At 70.5% G+C, this 16863-nt stretch carries 14 protein-coding genes; 9 read left to right on the forward strand and 5 right to left on the reverse strand.

Translation table 11 applies throughout. The annotated features are described in order from the left end of the window. Positions 1-51: 51 nt before the first annotated feature. A complete protein-coding gene (gene icmF, locus IE136_RS11885; RefSeq protein ID WP_189600296.1) occupies positions 52-3282 on the reverse strand; it encodes a fused isobutyryl-CoA mutase/GTPase IcmF in 3231 nt (1076 codons plus the stop codon). 106 nt (positions 3283-3388) lie between these two features. Continuing rightward, complete coding sequence (locus tag IE136_RS11890; protein WP_158984464.1) at positions 3389-4168, reverse strand: helical backbone metal receptor; 780 nt, start codon at positions 4166-4168, stop codon at positions 3389-3391. Positions 4169-4299: 131 nt separating this feature from the next. Here IE136_RS11890 and IE136_RS11895 point away from each other — a divergent pair, with 131 nt between their 5' ends. Then, positions 4300-5052 carry a 4'-phosphopantetheinyl transferase family protein gene (locus tag IE136_RS11895; RefSeq protein ID WP_158984462.1) on the forward strand — a complete coding sequence of 251 codons (753 nt, stop codon included), beginning with the start codon at positions 4300-4302 and terminating at the stop codon, positions 5050-5052. A gap of 73 nt (positions 5053-5125) precedes the next feature. On the opposite strand, the gene IE136_RS11900 is transcribed toward IE136_RS11895, so the two are convergent. After that, positions 5126-6160, reverse strand: a complete 1035-nt coding sequence (locus tag IE136_RS11900; protein WP_189600297.1) for a PucR family transcriptional regulator — start codon at positions 6158-6160, stop codon at positions 5126-5128. A 109-nt stretch (positions 6161-6269) separates the two neighbouring features. Between IE136_RS11900 and IE136_RS11905 the strand changes: the two genes are divergently transcribed. The 8 genes from IE136_RS11905 (at position 6270) to IE136_RS11940 (ending at position 14065) form a co-directional block, all read left to right on the forward strand. Continuing rightward, on the forward strand, positions 6270-7166 hold the full coding sequence (locus IE136_RS11905; RefSeq protein WP_158984458.1) for an alpha/beta hydrolase: 897 nt from the start codon (positions 6270-6272) through the stop codon (positions 7164-7166). Between the two features lie 35 nt (positions 7167-7201). After that, the gene (locus IE136_RS11910; RefSeq protein ID WP_444545719.1) at positions 7202-8479 is read left to right on the forward strand and encodes a serine hydrolase domain-containing protein; all 1278 of its coding nucleotides are present in this window, start codon (positions 7202-7204) and stop codon (positions 8477-8479) included. Positions 8480-8782: 303 nt separating this feature from the next. Further along, positions 8783-9955 (forward strand): ATP-binding protein, encoded by a 1173-nt coding sequence (locus IE136_RS11915; RefSeq protein WP_189600298.1) that lies wholly within the window; start codon positions 8783-8785, stop codon positions 9953-9955. After that, the gene (locus IE136_RS11920) at positions 9952-10362 is read left to right on the forward strand and encodes a roadblock/LC7 domain-containing protein (RefSeq protein WP_158984454.1); all 411 of its coding nucleotides are present in this window, start codon (positions 9952-9954) and stop codon (positions 10360-10362) included. Before IE136_RS11915 ends, IE136_RS11920 begins: the two co-directional genes overlap by 4 nt. Then, on the forward strand, positions 10359-10736 hold the full coding sequence (locus tag IE136_RS11925) for a DUF742 domain-containing protein (protein WP_158984452.1): 378 nt from the start codon (positions 10359-10361) through the stop codon (positions 10734-10736). The genes IE136_RS11920 and IE136_RS11925 overlap by 4 nt, the downstream gene beginning before the upstream one ends. Then, positions 10711-11304 (forward strand): GTP-binding protein, encoded by a 594-nt coding sequence (locus tag IE136_RS11930; protein WP_158984450.1) that lies wholly within the window; start codon positions 10711-10713, stop codon positions 11302-11304. Before IE136_RS11925 ends, IE136_RS11930 begins: the two co-directional genes overlap by 26 nt. 8 nt (positions 11305-11312) lie before the next feature. Continuing rightward, complete coding sequence (locus tag IE136_RS11935) at positions 11313-12662, forward strand: cytochrome P450 (protein ID WP_158984448.1); 1350 nt, start codon at positions 11313-11315, stop codon at positions 12660-12662. Positions 12663-12766: 104 nt separating this feature from the next. Continuing rightward, the gene (locus IE136_RS11940) at positions 12767-14065 is read left to right on the forward strand and encodes a tryptophan dimethylallyltransferase family protein (protein WP_229818787.1); all 1299 of its coding nucleotides are present in this window, start codon (positions 12767-12769) and stop codon (positions 14063-14065) included. A gap of 58 nt (positions 14066-14123) precedes the next feature. Here the strand turns inward: IE136_RS11940 and IE136_RS11945 are convergent, their stop codons facing one another. Both IE136_RS11945 and IE136_RS11950 read right to left on the reverse strand, forming a co-directional pair. Next, positions 14124-15461, reverse strand: a complete 1338-nt coding sequence (locus tag IE136_RS11945; protein WP_229818788.1) for a flavin-containing monooxygenase — start codon at positions 15459-15461, stop codon at positions 14124-14126. 741 nt (positions 15462-16202) lie between these two features. Then, on the reverse strand, positions 16203-16694 hold the full coding sequence (locus IE136_RS11950; protein ID WP_158984444.1) for a DUF1269 domain-containing protein: 492 nt from the start codon (positions 16692-16694) through the stop codon (positions 16203-16205). Positions 16695-16863: the final 169 nt, after the last annotated feature.

Below are 16863 nucleotides of genomic sequence, written 5' to 3' on the forward strand. Positions count from 1 at the left end.
CGCTCGCCGAGAGCGGGGCGCGGCCTTGTCTCGACCGGGCGCGCGGGCCGGTCAGACGTTGCGGCGGTACTGGCCGCCGATCTCGAAGAAGGCCTCGGTGATCTGCTGGAGCGAGCAGACGCGGGCGGCGTCCATGAGAACGGCGAAGACGTTCTGGCCGCTCACCGCCGCCTCCTTGAGGGCCGCCAGAGCGGCGTGCGCCTGGTCGCGGTGACGGTCCTGGAAGTCCCGTACGCGCTCCAGCTGGGACTGCTTCTCCTCCTCGGTGGCGCGGGCCAGCTCGATGACGCCCGGCTCGGCCGTGTCCGCCTGCGGGTTGCGGAAGGTGTTGACGCCGATGATGGGCAGGGTGCCGTCGTGCTTGCGCTGCTCGTAGAGCATCGACTCGTCCTGGATACGGCCGCGCTGGTAGCCGGTCTCCATCGCGCCGAGGACGCCGCCGCGCTCGCTGATCCGCTCGAACTCGGCCAGGACGGCTTCCTCGACCAGATCGGTGAGTTCGTCGATGATGAACGAGCCCTGGAGGGGGTTCTCGTTCATCGCCAGGCCCCATTCCCGGTTGATGATCAGCTGGATGGCCAGTGCCCGGCGGACGGACTCCTCCGTGGGGGTGGTGACCGCCTCGTCGTAGGCGTTGGTGTGGAGGCTGTTGCAGTTGTCGTAGATGGCGATGAGCCCCTGCAGGGTGGTGCGGATGTCGTTGAAGTCCATCTCCTGCGCGTGCAGGGAGCGGCCGGACGTCTGGACGTGGTACTTCAGCTTCTGCGAGCGCTCGTTGGCGCCGTACTTCTGCTTCATCGCGACGGCCCAGATCCGGCGCGCGACGCGGCCCAGCACGGAGTACTCCGGGTCCATGCCGTTGGAGAAGAAGAACGACAGGTTGGGGGCGAAGTCGTCGATGTGCATGCCCCGGGCCAGGTACGCCTCGACGTAGGTGAAGCCGTTGGCCAGGGTGAAGGCCAGCTGGCTGATGGGGTTGGCCCCGGCTTCGGCGATGTGGTAGCCGGAGATGGACACCGAGTAGAAGTTGCGGACCCTGTTCTCGATGAACCACTCCTGGATGTCGGCCATCATCCGCAGGGAGAACTCGGTGGAGAACAGGCACGTGTTCTGGCCCTGGTCCTCCTTCAGGATGTCGGCCTGCACCGTGCCCCGCACGTTCGCCAGCGCGTGCGCCCGTAGCCCGGCCACCTCCTCGGGCGACGGGTCGCGGCCCTCGGCGACGCGGAACCTCTCGATCTGCTGGTCCATGGCCGTGTTGAGGAAGAACGCCAGCACGGTGGGGGCCGGGCCGTTGATCGTCATCGACACCGAGGTCGTGGGCGCCACCAGGTCGAAGCCGTCGTACAGCGCCTTCATGTCTTCGAGGGTCGCGACCGAGACGCCGGAGGTGCCGACCTTGCCGTAGATGTCGGGGCGCTCGTCGGGGTCACGGCCGTAGAGCGTCACCGAGTCGAAGGCGGTGGACAGGCGGGTGGCCGGCTGGCCCTCGGACAGCAGTTTGAACCGGCGGTTGGTACGGAACGGGTCGCCCTCGCCCGCGAACATCCGGGCCGGGTCCTCGCCGTCGCGCTTGAACGGGAACACCCCCGCGCTGAACGGGAAGTAGCCGGGCAGGTTCTCCCGGCGCCAGAACCGCACCAGCTCCCCGTGGTCGTTGAACCGGGGCAGCGCCACGCGGGGGACCTTGTTGCCCGAAAGGGACTCGCGGGTCAGCTTGGTGCGCAGCTCCTTGTCCCGGACCTTCACTACCTGCTCGTCGCCGGAGTAGGACGCCACGACCGAGGGCCAGCGCTCGATCTGCTCCGTGATCTCGTGCGGGAGCTGCCTGCGGGCGTCGTCGAGCAGCGAAGCCACGTTCGCGGCGTCGGAGCCGGTCTCGACGAGTTCGCCCTTCACCAGGTCCAGACGCTGCACCCGCCGGGCCGCCTCGGCCAGCCGCTCGGTCTCGGCGTGGTACGCGCGGATCGTCTCGGTGATCTCGGCGAGGTAGCGCACCTGTTCCGCGGGCACCACCTGGCGGATGCCGGAGGAGTGGCGCACGTCGACCCGCGGCAGCGTGCCCTCGGCGAGCGGCAGCCCCTTCTCGGCGAGGGCGGGGGTCAGGTGCTGGTAGAGCGCGGTGACGCCGTCGTCGTTGAAGGTCGCCGCCGAGGTGCCGAAGACCGGCATGTCCTCGGGCTTCTTGCCGAAGGCCTCACGGTTACGGATGAGCTGGCGGCTCACGTCACGCAGCGCGTCCTTGGCGCCGCGCCGCTCGAACTTGTTGATCGCCACCACGTCGGCGAAGTCGAGCATGTCGATCTTCTCCAGCTGCGAGGCGGCACCGAACTCCGGCGTCATCACGTACATCGACGTGTCGACGTACGGCACGATCGCCGCGTCGCCCTGGCCGATGCCCGGCGTCTCCACGATCACCAGGTCGAACCCGGCGGCCTTGACCACGTCGATCACGTCGGACAGGTGCTCGGGCAGTTCGTGGCTGCCGCGGGTGGCCAGGCTGCGGAAGAAGACCCGGCCCCCTTCCAGGGAGTTCATGCGGATGCGGTCACCGAGCAGCGCGCCACCGCCGCGGCGGCGGGTCGGGTCCACTGCGATCACCGCGATCCGCAGCTTGTCCTGCTGGTCGACGCGGAACCGGCGTACCAGCTCGTCGGTGAGGGACGACTTGCCCGAGCCGCCGGTGCCGGTGATGCCGAGGACCGGTGTGACCCGTGCCGCCGCGGCGGCTCGCACCTGTTCCAGGAGATCCGTGGGCAGCTTGCCCAGTTCCGCACCGGTGATGGCGCGGGCGACCGCGAACCGGTCGCCGGCGAGCACGGCGGCGGCGTCGGCCGGCTTGCCGTCCCAGAGGTCGAAGTCGCAGTCCCGGACGACCGAGTTGACCATCCCGGCGAGGCCGAGCCGCTGGCCGTCCTCGGGGGAGAAGATGGTCACTCCGCTCCGGCGCAGGCGGGCGATCTCCTCCGGCACGATCACGCCGCCCCCGCCGCCCACCACGCGGATGTGGTCCGCGCCCCGCTCGCGGAGCGACTCGACCAGGTACTCGAAATACTCCACGTGCCCGCCCTGGTAGGACGAGACCGCCACGCCGTGCACGTCCTCCTCGAGCGCCGCGTCCACGACCTCGAGGACCGATCGGTTGTGCCCGAGGTGGATGACCTCGGCACCCTGGGACTGGAAGATCCGACGCATGATGTTGATCGACGCGTCGTGCCCGTCGAACAGGGCCGAAGCGGTGACCAGGCGGACGGGATGCACGGGGCGGTGCAGATCGCTCATGGGGGCCTTCCCAGATGGGCCAGGAGAACGCTGACGGAAGAGATACTAGGACGTCCTAGTAAATTCCTTGAGGTGAGGGTGGTGTGACGACGAGCACAGGACGAGCCTAAGCGGGACGAGACGGCAGCGTGGCGAGGAGCCGCTTCAGCGTGCCGTGCGCCGGCAGGAGTGACGGGCCGTACCAGGTGATCAGCCGGCCGCTGACCAGCCGGGTCGGCGCGCGATGGAACGCCTCGGGGCCGTCGCTCTCGGTGAACACGTAGGGCTCGTCGGGCAGCAGGACGACGTCCACGTCCGGCCGGTCGATCTCCGCCGGCGTCGCGTGCGGGTAGCGGTCCGGGTGCTCGGCGAAGACATTGGCGAGCCCCGCCCGGCGCAGCAGGTCGCCGGTGAAGGTGGAGCTGCCGACCACCATCCAGGGATCCCGCCAGATGGGGACCGCGGCGGTCGCGGTGACCTCGGGGAGCGGGCCCGTCCAGAGCGCTCGTGCCGTGGTGAGCCAGTCGGGCACGGGGGCGTCCAGCGCCTCGGTGAACAGCCGCTCGAGCGAGTCCAGGGCCTGCGGGACGGTCTCGATGACGGTCACCCACACCGGCACGCCCGCGGCCCGCAGCCGGGTGACGTCGAGCTCCCGGTTCTCCTCCTTGTTCGCGATCACGAGGTCCGGCCGCAGGCGCGCGATCGCCGCACGGTCCGGATTCTTGGTGCCTCGCACCCGGGTCACGTCCAGGTCGGCGGGGTGCGTGCACCACTGGGTCGCCCCCACCAGGACGTCCGGAAGACCGGTGGCGATCGCCTCCGTCAGCGACGGCACCAATGACACCACCCGTCGCGGGGGACGAGCCAGGTTCATGGCGGTGCCCATGTCGTCGTACAGCGGCGGCATTGCCGGCTCCCTCGATTGTGACCGATCGGTCAAGGTGAGGCGATGGTAGGACGCCCGGGCCGACGCGGCTCCCCCTTGATCGTGACCGGTCCGGCGCCGTAGCCTCGCCGGCGAGGATCACGGGGGGTCTGATGGTGAACGACGTGACGCCGGCTGCCGGGTCGCTGGCGGTGTTGGCGACGACCGAGGAGATCCTGGACCGTCCCGAGGTGGACGAGGCACTGCTGAATCCGGCGGAGCGCGAGCGGGCGGGCCGGTTCCGGCGCGACCGAGATCGGCGCGACTTCGTCGCCGCTCACCTGCTGGTCCGGCTGTGTGCCGCACGGCTGCTGAGTGTCGACCCGGCCGACGTGGCGTTCGCCCAGCACTGCCCCGGCTGCGACCGCGGCGGGCACGGCCGTCCACTGCTCGGCGACCGGCCGGACGTGCACCTCAGCCTCTCACACTCCGCCGGTGTGATCGCCGCGGCCGCCGGCCCGGCGCCGATCGGAGTGGACGTCGAGCGCCTGGACCAGGCTCCGGACGGCCTGATCGAGGAGCGGGTACTGGCTCCCGCCGAGCTCGGACTCGTCCGGAGTCACGCCGACCCGAAGGCGGCGTTCCTGCGACTGTGGGTGCGCAAGGAGGCGTTGATCAAGGTCGGCCGGGCGGAGCTGGACACCATGGGCGACCTCGACCTCTCCGCGCTGCCCCTCGACCCGCCCGGTGCCGGCCCGGCGGTCCACCGCTTCGAGGACTTCCATCTGATGGACTTCACCGACCCGGGCCGGCGCGCCCTGCTCGGGGTGGCGTCGGGCTCGCCCGTTCTGCTCGGCACGGCCGCGACCCTGCTGGCCGACCTGTCGCGGATCGAGCCCGTTGCTTCGCTGCGGCCGGGGGCTTGATCACGGCTCCTATGCCGTGTCCGGGAAGTAGCGCCGTCTGCCCGCAGCCCGGGCGGGACTTCACGGACACGGCCTAAGGGTCGAGCAGCCGCCATGCGGTGAGGGCCAGCCTGGCCCGGGTCAGTCCGGCGGGATCGGTGAGTTCGATGCCGAGGGTCCTGCCGATCTGTTCGATGCGGCGGGCGACGCTGCTGTGGTGCAGGTGGAGGAGATCGGCGGCGCGGCGCAGGGAGCCCGTGGCGCAGTAGGCGTCCAGCGTCTCCAGGTCTTCCGCGCTGCGGGCCGTTCGGGCGATGCCGGCCACGTCGGTGTTCTCGCGCAAGGCGTCCTGATCGACCTCGGCCAGGAGCGCGAGCGCGCCCAGGTCGCCGTGGCGGACGACGGGTTCGCGCGCGCTGGTGAAGCGGAGCGCCGTACGGGCCTGCCGCCAGGACCGGTCGGGGCTCCCGGCGGCGCCGATGCCCGCCCGTACGCCCGCCGGGAACCGGGCCGGGTCCACGGTGCCGGCCAGGAGAACCCCCACGTCGGCGAGGGGCGCCGCCTTGACCGGGCGGGACGGGCAGACCAGGCCGCCGATCCGGTCGAGCGGCAGCTCCGACCGTACGGCGACGACGTGCACCGGCAGGTCGGCGGCGAAGCCCAGAAGTCGCAACGCCCGTGCTCTGGCCGCCTCGTCGCTGTCGGAGCTGATCGCCAGTTCCACGAGAGCGGGGTCGGCCATGGTGGTCCGGGCCGGGCCGTACCGCTCGACGGCCGCCGCGGTGGCGAGGGCGAGCCGGTCGAGGAGGACGTCGTCGAGCGGGCTCGGAGGACCGGCGCGCTCCAGCCACACCGTGCCGATCTCCTCCTCGTCGAGGGTGATCGGCAGCGTCGTGGACGCGGGAGACCGCGGTGCGGACGCCTCCTTGCCGTCGGGGCCCACACGGATCGCGCGCCCCGTGCCGTGGAGCCGTATCCCGGCCACGCACTCGGCCAGACCCGCCGAGGCACGGGCGAGCGCGGGGAGGTCCACCCGGCGGCGCATCAGAGTGTCGTAGAACGCGACGATGCGCATCGCGCCGTCGACGTACGGATCCAGTCCCGACAGCCGTACGGCCAGTGCCTCCATGGCAGGAAAGGATAGGGGGAGGGGGTGCGCCGGTCGGTGCGTGTTCGGCATGGGACGCGCGACGGGTGGCGGGTGACCGCGCCGGGGAGCGGCCGTGAGGATGCTCGTCATGGACTCCGAACTTGAAGCATTCGTACCGCTGTTCCCCCGCACCGACCTGTCCGACCCGGTCGCCGCACGCGAGAACTTCGCCGGCCTGGCCGCCGCGGTCCCCGCGCCGGACACCACCGGCATGGAGGTCGAGGACCGCACGGTGCCCGCCGACCCGGACGTGGCGATACGGATCTACCGCCCCCAGCACGCCCAAGGCGCCCTCGTCTGGCTCCACGGCGGCGGATTCGTCATGGGCAACCTGGACACCGAGCACACCTGGGCGACCCTGATCGCGCAGGGCTCCGGCGCGGTGGTGATCTCGGTGGACTACCGGCTGTCCCCTGAACACCGCCACCCCGCCGCCCTGGACGACGCCTACGCCGTGCTCACCTGGACCGCCGAGCACGCCGCCGAACTCGGCATCGACCCCGAACGGATCGCGGTCGGCGGCCACAGCGCCGGCGGGAACCTCGCGGCCGCGACCGCGCTGCGAGCGCGAGACGAACAAGGGCCGGCGATCCGCTTCCAACTGCTCAACCAGCCCGGGCTCGACGACCGCCAGGAGACCTGGTCCCAGAGGAACTTCACCGACACACCCTGGATGACGCGCGACAAGATCGCCGCATCCTGGCGGCACTACCTCGGCTCGCAGCCCGCCACGCCCTACGCCGCCCCGTCCCGCGCCACCGACCTGTCCGGCCTGCCGCCGGCCTACATCGCCACCGCCGAGTTCGACCCCAACCGCGACGAGTGCCTCGCCTACGGGCTGCGCCTGCTCCAGGCCGGCGTCTCGGTCGAGTTGCACCAGTGGCCCGGCACCTTCCACGGCTCCCAGGCGATCCTCTCCGCCGACATCTCCCAGCGACAGAACGCCGAACTGGGCGCCGCCCTCCGCCGCGCCCTGGCGCCGTGAGCCTCATCGATGACGAAAGGACACATGCCGTGAAGATCCGTCTGGTGTGGTGTGCGGGCGTGGCCGCGCTGAGCGTGTGCGCGAGCACGGTGGCGGCGGTCCCCGTGCCGGCCGGCGGGACACGGGCCGTGCCGGCCGGCAGCGCGAGCCTCTCGACCGCCTTCGACCCCGCCGAGCTGAAGTCAGCGCTGGACGGTGTGCACCGCGCCGGAATGCCGGGCGTGTTCGCCGAGGTGCGCGACGCCGACCGGACCTGGCGCGGCGCTTCGGGGATCGCCGACCTGGGGACCGGCCGTCCCGTCACGCCCGGCATGCGGCACCGCGTCGGCAGTGTCACCAAGACGTTCACCGCCGCCGCGGTCATGCAGCAGGTCGAGCGGGGCCGGATCCGGCTCGACGCACCGATCGGCGACTACCTGCCGCACCTGGTGCCGGGAGAGCGCGGCAGGAAGATCACGGTTCGCATGCTGCTCAACCACACCAGTGGCATCCCCGATCACATCCGCTATGCCTTCCCGTCCCTCCAGAAGTTCCCTTCTCCGGACACGCCCCAGAGCCTGGACGACAACCGGTTCAGGCGGTTCCGCCCGGCCGAGCTGATCGAGATGGGGCTCGACGCACCCGCCGCCGGCGAGCCCGGAGCCCTGCCGGGGGTGTACTCCAACACCAACTACCTGCTCCTCGGTCAGCTCCTGGAGCGGGTGACCGGCACCACGGCCGAGGAGTACATCACCCGGCACGTCATCCAACGGGCCGGGCTCCGGCGCACCGGGTTCCCGGCCGGGCCGCGGATCAAGGGGCCCCACCCGCGGATGTACGAGGCTTTGCACGGCCTGATCGACCCGCCGCGCGACTACAGCCTCTACCACATGTCCTGGGTGATGACGGGGGCAGGTCTGGTCTCGACCATGGAGGATCTCAACCGTTTCTACGGCCGGCTGCTCGACGGCAGGATCGTCAGCAGGTCGTCGCTGGCGCAGATGCGGCAGACCGTCCCGGTCATCGCCCTGGACGGAACGACGATCGATTACGGCCTCGGTCTGCACAAGGTGGTCACTCCGGGCTGTGGCACCTTCTGGGGCCACGACGGTACGGCCTGGGGAGCCGGAACGAGGTCCCTGACCCGGGCCGACGGCAGGCGTCAGATGTCCGTCGCCGTCAACCTCACGAGGTGGAACACGGTGGACTCCTCGGGACAGCCGCGGCACCACCCCATCGACGACGCTTTGGAGGCCGTGTACCAGCGGGCGATGTGCGGTGACGAAAAGGACCGGGCCGAGAACGCCTCGCAGGACCCGGCGCTTCTCCCGTAGCCCGCAAGAAGGCGCCTGACCGGGGTTCTCGCCCCGGCAGGCGCCTTTCGCACGGCTCCGCGCCACCTGACAGACTCGGCGCCGATCGACGCCAATGACCCCCGCACACCCTCATATTGACGCTCAGTCATGTGTTCGGACCCGGTGATACGATCATCGCGCTTACGGAGCGGCGGATGGGTGCAATGTGGCATCTCCGGCCACGGGGGACATCCGGGCGTCATACCCGGTACGGACGGTCCGCCGGTCCGCCCGCAATTGACGGAATCGGCAGCGGGCCGTCGGTCGCCTGAAGAGAGTCTTATGACGCGTTACATACAGAATCCAGTGCTCTGGGCCCTCCTTGTCGCCGTCCTTGGCGCAGTTGTCGTCATCGTCCGCCAGCGCCGGGCGGCGCGGGCTCTGCGGCGCGAGATCGAAGAGCTCAAGACCCATTACTCCGAACTGGAGACCAGTTACTCGAAATCCGTCGAGGCGGAGAAGGAGCGGGCCCAGGACGCGACGAAAACCGTCCTCAAGTCCGCGATGCGGACGCTTCAGGGCCTCGCCGCCGAACAGCAGCTGATCATTTCCGGCCTGCAGAACAAGTACGGCGAGTCGGTCATTCTCCAGGACCTCCTGGAGATCGACCACACCAACTCCCAGTTCGGGCGGCGGGCGCAGTCCATCGCCGTGCTCTGTGACGGCTGGCTGGGCCGCCAGCGCGAAGTCGCCTCGGTGTACGACGTGGTCCGCAGCGCGCAGGGCAGAATCCGCCACTACCGGCGGGTGGAAATCCTCTCGCAGGTCGACTTCGGCATCACCAGCCGGGCCGTCGAACCGGTGGCGCTCGCTCTCGCCGAGCTGCTCGACAACGCGACCAGCTATTCCAGCCCGGACACCGTGGTCGAGATCAACATCCGTACCGTCCCCAAGGGCGTGTGCATCGTCGTCGACGACGCCGGTGTCGGCATGAACGACGAGGAGCGGGCCAAGGCCGCCAAGCTCCTCTCCAGCGAGCGGGTCACCGGTGTCTCCGGGCTCGGCAGCCCCCCGCAGTTCGGTTTCGCCGTGATCGGCGTGCTCTGCGAGCGCTACGGCTTCGAGGTGTCGGTCGACTCCGACTCCCCGTACGGCGGCGTCCGCTCGGTTCTTCTCCTGCCGCACGACCTGCTCACCGGCATGCCCGACAAGAAGGCCCCGGCGCCGTCCGTCCCCGCCGCCCCCGCGAGGGACCCGCACGGCCCCGAGCCCGCGCTGACCGCGTCCTCGACCGGCGACGGGCTCCCGAGGCGCCGCCGCAAGCGGCCGATGGCCATCGTGCCAGGCACCGCCTCGGGCACGACGTCCACGTCGACGCGCTCTGGTGCGGAGACCGCGGCGATCATGGGGGCCTTCCAGCGAGGAACCCAGTCCGGACGGGCCACGGGCGCGGACACCGCGGACCAGACGAGCAGCACACGTGATGCGAGCAGCGAAGGGCATGAGGTCTCGTGAACGACGATCTGTCATGGATGCTTGACAGCGCCTTGGAGATACCCGGGGCGCTGCACGCGGTCCTGATCTCCGCCGACGGCCTGCTGATGGCCCGGACGAAGGATTTCGACAGGGACAACGCGGACACGGTCGCCGCCGCGATGAGCGGTGTGCAGTCGCTCAGCCGCTCGCTCGGGTTCTTCGTCGAGGGAGGCCACGGCGGCCAACTCCGTTGGCGCCAGACGCTCGTCGAGTTCGACGGCGGCTGGGTCTTCCTGATCTCCGCCGGGGAGGGCGCCTATCTCGGCGTCTCGGCCTCGCCGGACGTCGACATGCAGGACATCACCTTCCGGATGCAGCAGCTCGTCGGCCAGCTGGGCAAGGTCCTGACGACGCCGCCGCGCGAGAACCTCGGCGCCCGCTCATGACGGGCTTCGACGAACGGGAGCCCGAGGCGGCGGAATTAGTACGCCCGTACGTCATCACCAAGGGGCGCGGCCTGCCGGACGAGGAGCAGCTGTCCCTGATCACCCTGGTCACCGCGGCGAGCGACGACCAGCAGCGTCCTACCCGGCTCTCTCCCGAGGAGCAGAGCCTGCTGGAGCTCTGCACCGCCGGCTACCTCTCCGTCGCCGAGATCGCGGGGCACACGCGACTGCCCATGGGCGTCGTGAAGATCCTCCTCTCCGCCCTCACCGAGGGCGGCTACCTCATCACCCGGCCTCCCGTGCAGCGTGCCCGGCTGGCGGACCGGCAGATCCTCGAGGAGGTGCTGAATGGACTCCGCACCAAGTTTGGATGAGCGGGCGTACGTCCGCGGCGGGGCGACGCAGACCGCCGTGAAGATCCTCGTCGTCGGTCACTTCGCGGTCGGCAAGACCACCTTCATCGGCGCGATATCGGAGATCCCTCCGCTGTCCACCGAGGAGACGATGACCCGCGCCGGCGAGTCGTTCGACGACCTCAAGGGCGTCCGGAGCAAGACCACCACCACGGTGGCCATGGACTTCGGCCGTCTGACCATCAGCGACCGCGTCGTGCTGTACCTGTTCGGAACGCCCGGCCAGCAGCGTTTCGTGCAGATGTGGGAGGACATGGCGCGTGGCGCGCTCGGTGCGCTGGTACTGGTCGACCCCGAGCGTCTCGCGGACTCCTTCGCAGTGATCGACCTGATCGAGCAGTACGGCCTCGACTACGCGATCGCCGTCAACCGCTTCGACGGCACGCCGGACCGCGAGCACCGGGCGCTGCGCGAGGCACTGGACCTGCTCGACGACACCCCGGTCGTCACCTGCGACGCGCGCGACGAGAAGTCGTCCGCCGACGCGCTGATCACACTCGTCCGCTATTTGCTGGACCGCGCTCACTAGGAGCAGACATGGACGCTCAACCCACCACCCCCGCGCCCCCGCCCGGGTGCCCGGCCCACCAGGCCGGCGGCCGGGTGCCCCTGTACGGCCCGGAGTTCGCGGCCGATCCGCAGGCGTACTACTCCTATCTGCGCCACTTCGGCCCCACCGCCCCCGTGGAGCTCGCTCCTGGGGTGGAGGCCACCCTCGTCACCGACTACGCGACGGCGCTGCAACTGCTCCAGGACTCCAGCTCATTCCGTAAGGACGCGCGCCGCTGGCGGGACCTCGCCGAAGGCCGGATCAGCCCGGACAGCCCGGTGGTTCCCGTCCTGGCCTACCGCCCCAACTGCATGTTCAGCGACGGCGCCGAGCACCTGAGGCTGCGGCAGGCGGTGACGGACAGCATGGCCCGCGTCGACTCGCGCAGGCTGAGCCGGAGCACCGAGCAGGTCTCCAACTACCTCATCGCCCAGTTCGGTTCGCGGGGCTCCGCCGATCTGCTCGGCGACTACGCCAAGCAGCTGCCGCTGTTCGTGTTCAACGAACTCTTCGGCTGCCCCGCCGACATCGGCGACCGTGTGCTCTTCGGCATCACCGGCATGTTCGACGGCGTCAACGCCGAGAAGGCGGTCGAGGTGCTGTTCGGCGCCGTCGGCGAACTGGTGGCGCTCAAGCGGGCCAAGCCGGGCGACGACGTCACCACCTGGCTGATGCAGCATCAGGCGCGACTGACCGACGAGGAGATGGTTCATCAGCTCGCGCTCCTCCTGGTGGCGGGCAACGAACCGCTGCGGAACCTCATCGGCAACACCCTGCACCGGCTGCTCACTCACGACGCGTACGCCCACCGGGGCGGGCTGATCGACGAAGCCATCGACGACACGTTGTGGGAGAACCCGCCCATGCAGAACCTCGCGCCGCACTATCCCGCGGCCGACATGGAGTTCGCGGGGGAGAAGCTGGCGGCGGGCGATCTCGTGCTGGTCAGCTTCGCGGCCGCCAACACCGGCCCCGCGCTGTCGGCCGCGCGTCAGGCCGGCAGCAACCGGGCCCACCTGGCGTGGAGCGCGGGCCCGCACGCCTGTCCGTCCAAGGACCCCGCCCGGCAGATCACCGTGACCGCCGTCGAGAACCTGCTCAACAAGCTTCCCGACGTCGAACTCGCCGTGCCGGAGGACAGTCTCACCTGGCGGCCCGGGCCCTTCAACCGGGGCCTTGCCACGCTGCCCGCCCGGTTCACCCCGGCCGAGACCGTACGCGGGACCGTCCCGTCGGCACACCCCGAGGCGCCCACGCATCCCGGCGCGTCGCAGACGGGTCCCAAGCGCGAACGGGCCGGGAAGTGGAGCCAGTTCCTCAACTGGCTCACGAGGTGATCCACCGAACATCCGCCGACTCCCGCACCATCGCATGAATGGTCAGCCGTGAGGGTAGTGAGCAACGCGTTATTCCGTGCTGCTCACGAGGCAAAGGAGGTGTCGTGGACCACATATCCGCCGACGCCGCTTTCATGCGAGCCCCCACCGAGTTGACCCCCCTCGATACCCGCCCCGCCAGGCGGGTATCTTCTTGGGATCCTCGGCCCGGAGCGGGAGGGCCGGCGGCCGGATTCCGGCCCGGCGTCCCCAAGACACCCGATGCCGAGACACTGGGCGGTCATACGGCGAGACAGGTGCTGCGGCTCTGCGAGGCCGCGGGGCTGGACGGGGCCGACTCCGCGGCCTACGCGCGAACCGTCCTCACGGCGCTGGGTCCCGTCGCCGAGCGCCCCCTCGATCTGCCGCCCCCCGACGACTCCTTTCTCTCCGACGACCACACCCCCGTGGAGTTCTCGCTCTCCTTCGTCCCGAACGCGGAGCCGACCCTGCGGGTGCTGCTGGAACCGGGATGCGGCGCCGGCAGCCTGGCGGAGAACGGGCGGACCGGCCTGCGGGTCGTCCGCGAGATGGCGCGGCGCTGGGGTTTCAGCACACGGAGTCTGGACGAGCTGGAGGACCTGTTCTTCCCTCCGGACCCCCAGGGTCCTCTGGCGCTCTGGTGCGCACTGGAGTTGCTCCCCGGCGGGGTTCCCAGGGTCAAGGTGTATCTGAACCCCGCGGCGTCGGGGCAGGAACGTTCCGCCGATACGGTACGGGAGGCGCTGCACCGGCTCGGCCACCGGCAGGCGTTCACGGCGCTGCCCGAGGGCGACCGCCACCTGTTCTTCGCCCTGGACCTGGGCGACTGGGAAGAACCCCGGGTGAAGGTCTACCTCGCGCACGCCGACCTGTCGGCGGCGGAGGCGGCCGGTCTGTCCCGCGTGGACGGCGGAACCGGACCGACGGAGATCGCCGGTTTCTTCCGCACGACGGCCGGACAGGACACAGGCCCCGGCACCGACATCGTCAGCGACCACCCGCGGCTCGACCGCCGGCCCGTCCAGTCCTGCCACGCCTTCACCGAGACGACGACCGGCCGCCCGAGCGGCTTCACGCTCTACATCCCGGTCCGCGACTACGCCCCGCACGACGGTGAGGCCCTCGACCGAGCGGTGGCCGTACTGCGCCGGTACGGCGTCGACCCCGCCCCGCTCGTCCGGTCGCTCTCCGCCGTCACATCGCGGCGGCCCCAGGACGGTGTCGGACTCATCGCCTACCTGGGCCTCGCCCACCAGCGGGGCCGGCCGCCGCGGGTGACCGCCTACATCTCCTCGGAGGCGTACGAGGTCAGGCCGCCGCTCGTCGTACCCTCCCCGCGGACGGAAGCCGTCGTCGGGCACGGCGCCCCCGGCCCGAGCTGATCCGCAGGACGGGCCGGCGGCCTGACGCGGCCCACCGTTCTCACGCGTTCTTCCGGCCCTACGCGTCCTGCAACTCCCGCAACTCGCGCAGATACGAGCCGACGTCCACCTGGATGGAGGCGCCCTCGGTCAGCCCGTAGCGGTCCTCTATACCGCTCAGGTACGTGCCGATCTCCTCGCACATGTCCTCCTCGGACGGCAGGCTGACGTCACCGTCCACGATCCGCGCGACCCACCGAGCCTGGGCCTCCACAAGGCGGGTGATCGAACCCACGGGGCGGATCAGGCCGACGAAGTACAGCCCGGGCCGGTGTGGTGCGACGACACGCTTGTACAGCTCCACCGCCCCCTGTCGTGGACCTGCCGGAAAGCCGTCGGGGAGGAAGGGGAAGGCCATACGGAAGCCGGTGCAGTAGACGATCGCGTCCGCCTCCTCCGAGGTGCCGTCCGTGAAGGAGACCGTGCTGCCCTCCAGGGACGCGATCGCGGGCCTCGGTGTCACCGCGCCGTGCCGTATCCGGCTGAGGATCTCGTCCGAGATGGTCACGGCGGAGGAGAAGATCGGGTGGTCGGGCTCGGGCAGCCCGTACTCCGGCAGCCTGCCTCGTGCCACCAGCAACGCCTGCTCGACGAAACGCCGCTGCTCGGGGAAGGACATGCTGCTCCACCACGGCGCGTCGGCGATCAGGTCCACGGACATGCCGAAGAGCTGCTTGGGCACGATGTGCAACCCCCGCCGGACGGACAGCACGGTCCGGGCGGCGTGCCGGGAGAGATCGGCGGCGATGTCGACGGCCGACGCCCCCAGCCCCACGACGACGACGCGCTGCCCGGCGAAGTCACGCCCGTCGTGGTAGTCCATCGAGTGGAGAATCGTTCCGCCGAAGGAGTCGGAGCCCGGCGGCAGCGGATCGGGCAGCGCCGCCTCCGTGTTGTGACCCGAGGCGACGACCACCTGATCGAACCGCCGTTCCGTCGTTTCTCCTCGCGCGTCCCGGCTGACGACCGTCCAGGCCCCGGCACCGTCCTGCCGTACGGAGAGCACTTCGGTACGCAGCTCGACACGGGGGAGCAGTCCGGCCCATTCGGCGAAGGAGCGCAGATAGGCGGCGACGTCACTGTGCCGGGGGTAGAGCGGCAGCTCGGACGGCATCGGGAAATCGACGTAACCGGTCAGCTGCTTGGCACTGTTGAGGTGCAGCGACATATAGGCCGGGCCGCGCTCGCCGGCCCCGGGCTGGCGCCAGATCCCTCCGACGTCCGGTGCCTTCTCCAGGCAGACGAAGTCGATGCCCCTGCTCGAGAGCGCATGTGCGGTCGCCAGCCCGGACAACCCGGCACCGATGACGCACACGGTCGCGGCGATGGTGTTGTCGACAGCGCGTGACCCGTCCAAGGATCCCCTCCCAGAGAACATCATCCGTCCTGGCACCGGGCGTTGACTGCCCAGTCGACCCTCGCCTCACACCACGACGTGGATCACAGCGGCGCGGGAAACGGATCGCCTCACGATACCGAGGGGTGCTCCGGGGCCCATGGGGCGCCGTCCGCGCATGTGGTGGGAGACCGGCATGGGTACAGGCATGGGCATGAGCAGCCGCCGCGCGCCGGCGGAATCCGGAAGTTCCCGGCACCGAGGCGGTTCCCCCTTCGCCCCCGGACCGGGCGTCTCCTTGGCGCGCTTGAGCATGGAGTCGAGAGAACCGGTCACTCCCGAGACCCTCGCAAACCTGACGCCCGGCGTGTGACCGCGCGCCGGTGGCGACGACTTCGAGAGCTTCGCACTCGTCGCCCAGAACGGGAAGTTCGCCGCCCCGTGGGCGGACCGGCGCCGACGCGGACCGCCCCGTCACGCTCTGGGCGGCGCCCCCGACGTTCGCCCCGTGGGGCCGGACGCGGTTCGGTGCGGTGACGCGCCGGGCCTGTCGGGCGGCGTACCGGCCCGGCGACGGCGCGCGTCACATCTCCGACATCGCGGTGACCGCCTCCGGCCGCATCGTCGTGAGTTCGGCGGCGGAACGTCCTCAAGACGTCCCCGCCGGGGTCCACCGACGCCCTCCTCGGCACCGACGACGAGAACGCCGGCGGCTTCGCGCGGACCGTGCCCTACGGCGGCGCCTGACTGCGCCCGCCGGTGCTACGCGGCGCCGGCGAGCTGCTCGGCGAGGTCCTTCTCGTCCTGCTCCGCCAGGGACGTCTTGAGGACGGTTCCGCCGAAGGGCTGCAGGGCCGCGGCGAACTTGTCCTCCGTGATCTTCGAGGCCATGATCACGACGGCGGCCGCGCCGGGCTCCAGGAGGGAGTGGACCTTCTCCCTGAAGTTCTTGTCCACACCCATCTGGCTCACCTTGCCGATGAGCCCGCCCACGGCGGCGCCCACCACGCCGATCCCCGGCGTGAGGATCAGCATGCCGAAGACGATGCCCCAGAGCGCTCCGGCCGTGGCCGAGACCGCCACCTTCTCGCCCTTGCCCGGCGTGTCCACATGGGTTTCGCCGTCCTCGTCGACCGAGACGACGGCGAGCCCGCCGAGCTCCACGACGAGGTCCTTCTGCAGCGTCTGCACCACCTTGAAGGCCGCGTGCGCGGTGGGGCGGTCGTCGTAGCCGATGACGATGAGCTCGGACATGAGTTCCTCCTGAACGACGGGTCTCCCCGCGTACGATATGTCCGAAATGGCGCGCGGGCAGAAGGGGCGCTCGCCGGGTGCCGTGTGGAACCTTTCCTGCGACATTGGGTGAAAAGTCGTCCGGTCCAGCACGTTCAGGGCGCACGCGACGGGGCACGCGCGGGAGGCG

This window comes from Streptomyces lateritius (assembly GCF_014649715.1).
Classification (GTDB): Bacteria; Actinomycetota; Actinomycetes; order Streptomycetales; family Streptomycetaceae; genus Streptomyces; species Streptomyces lateritius.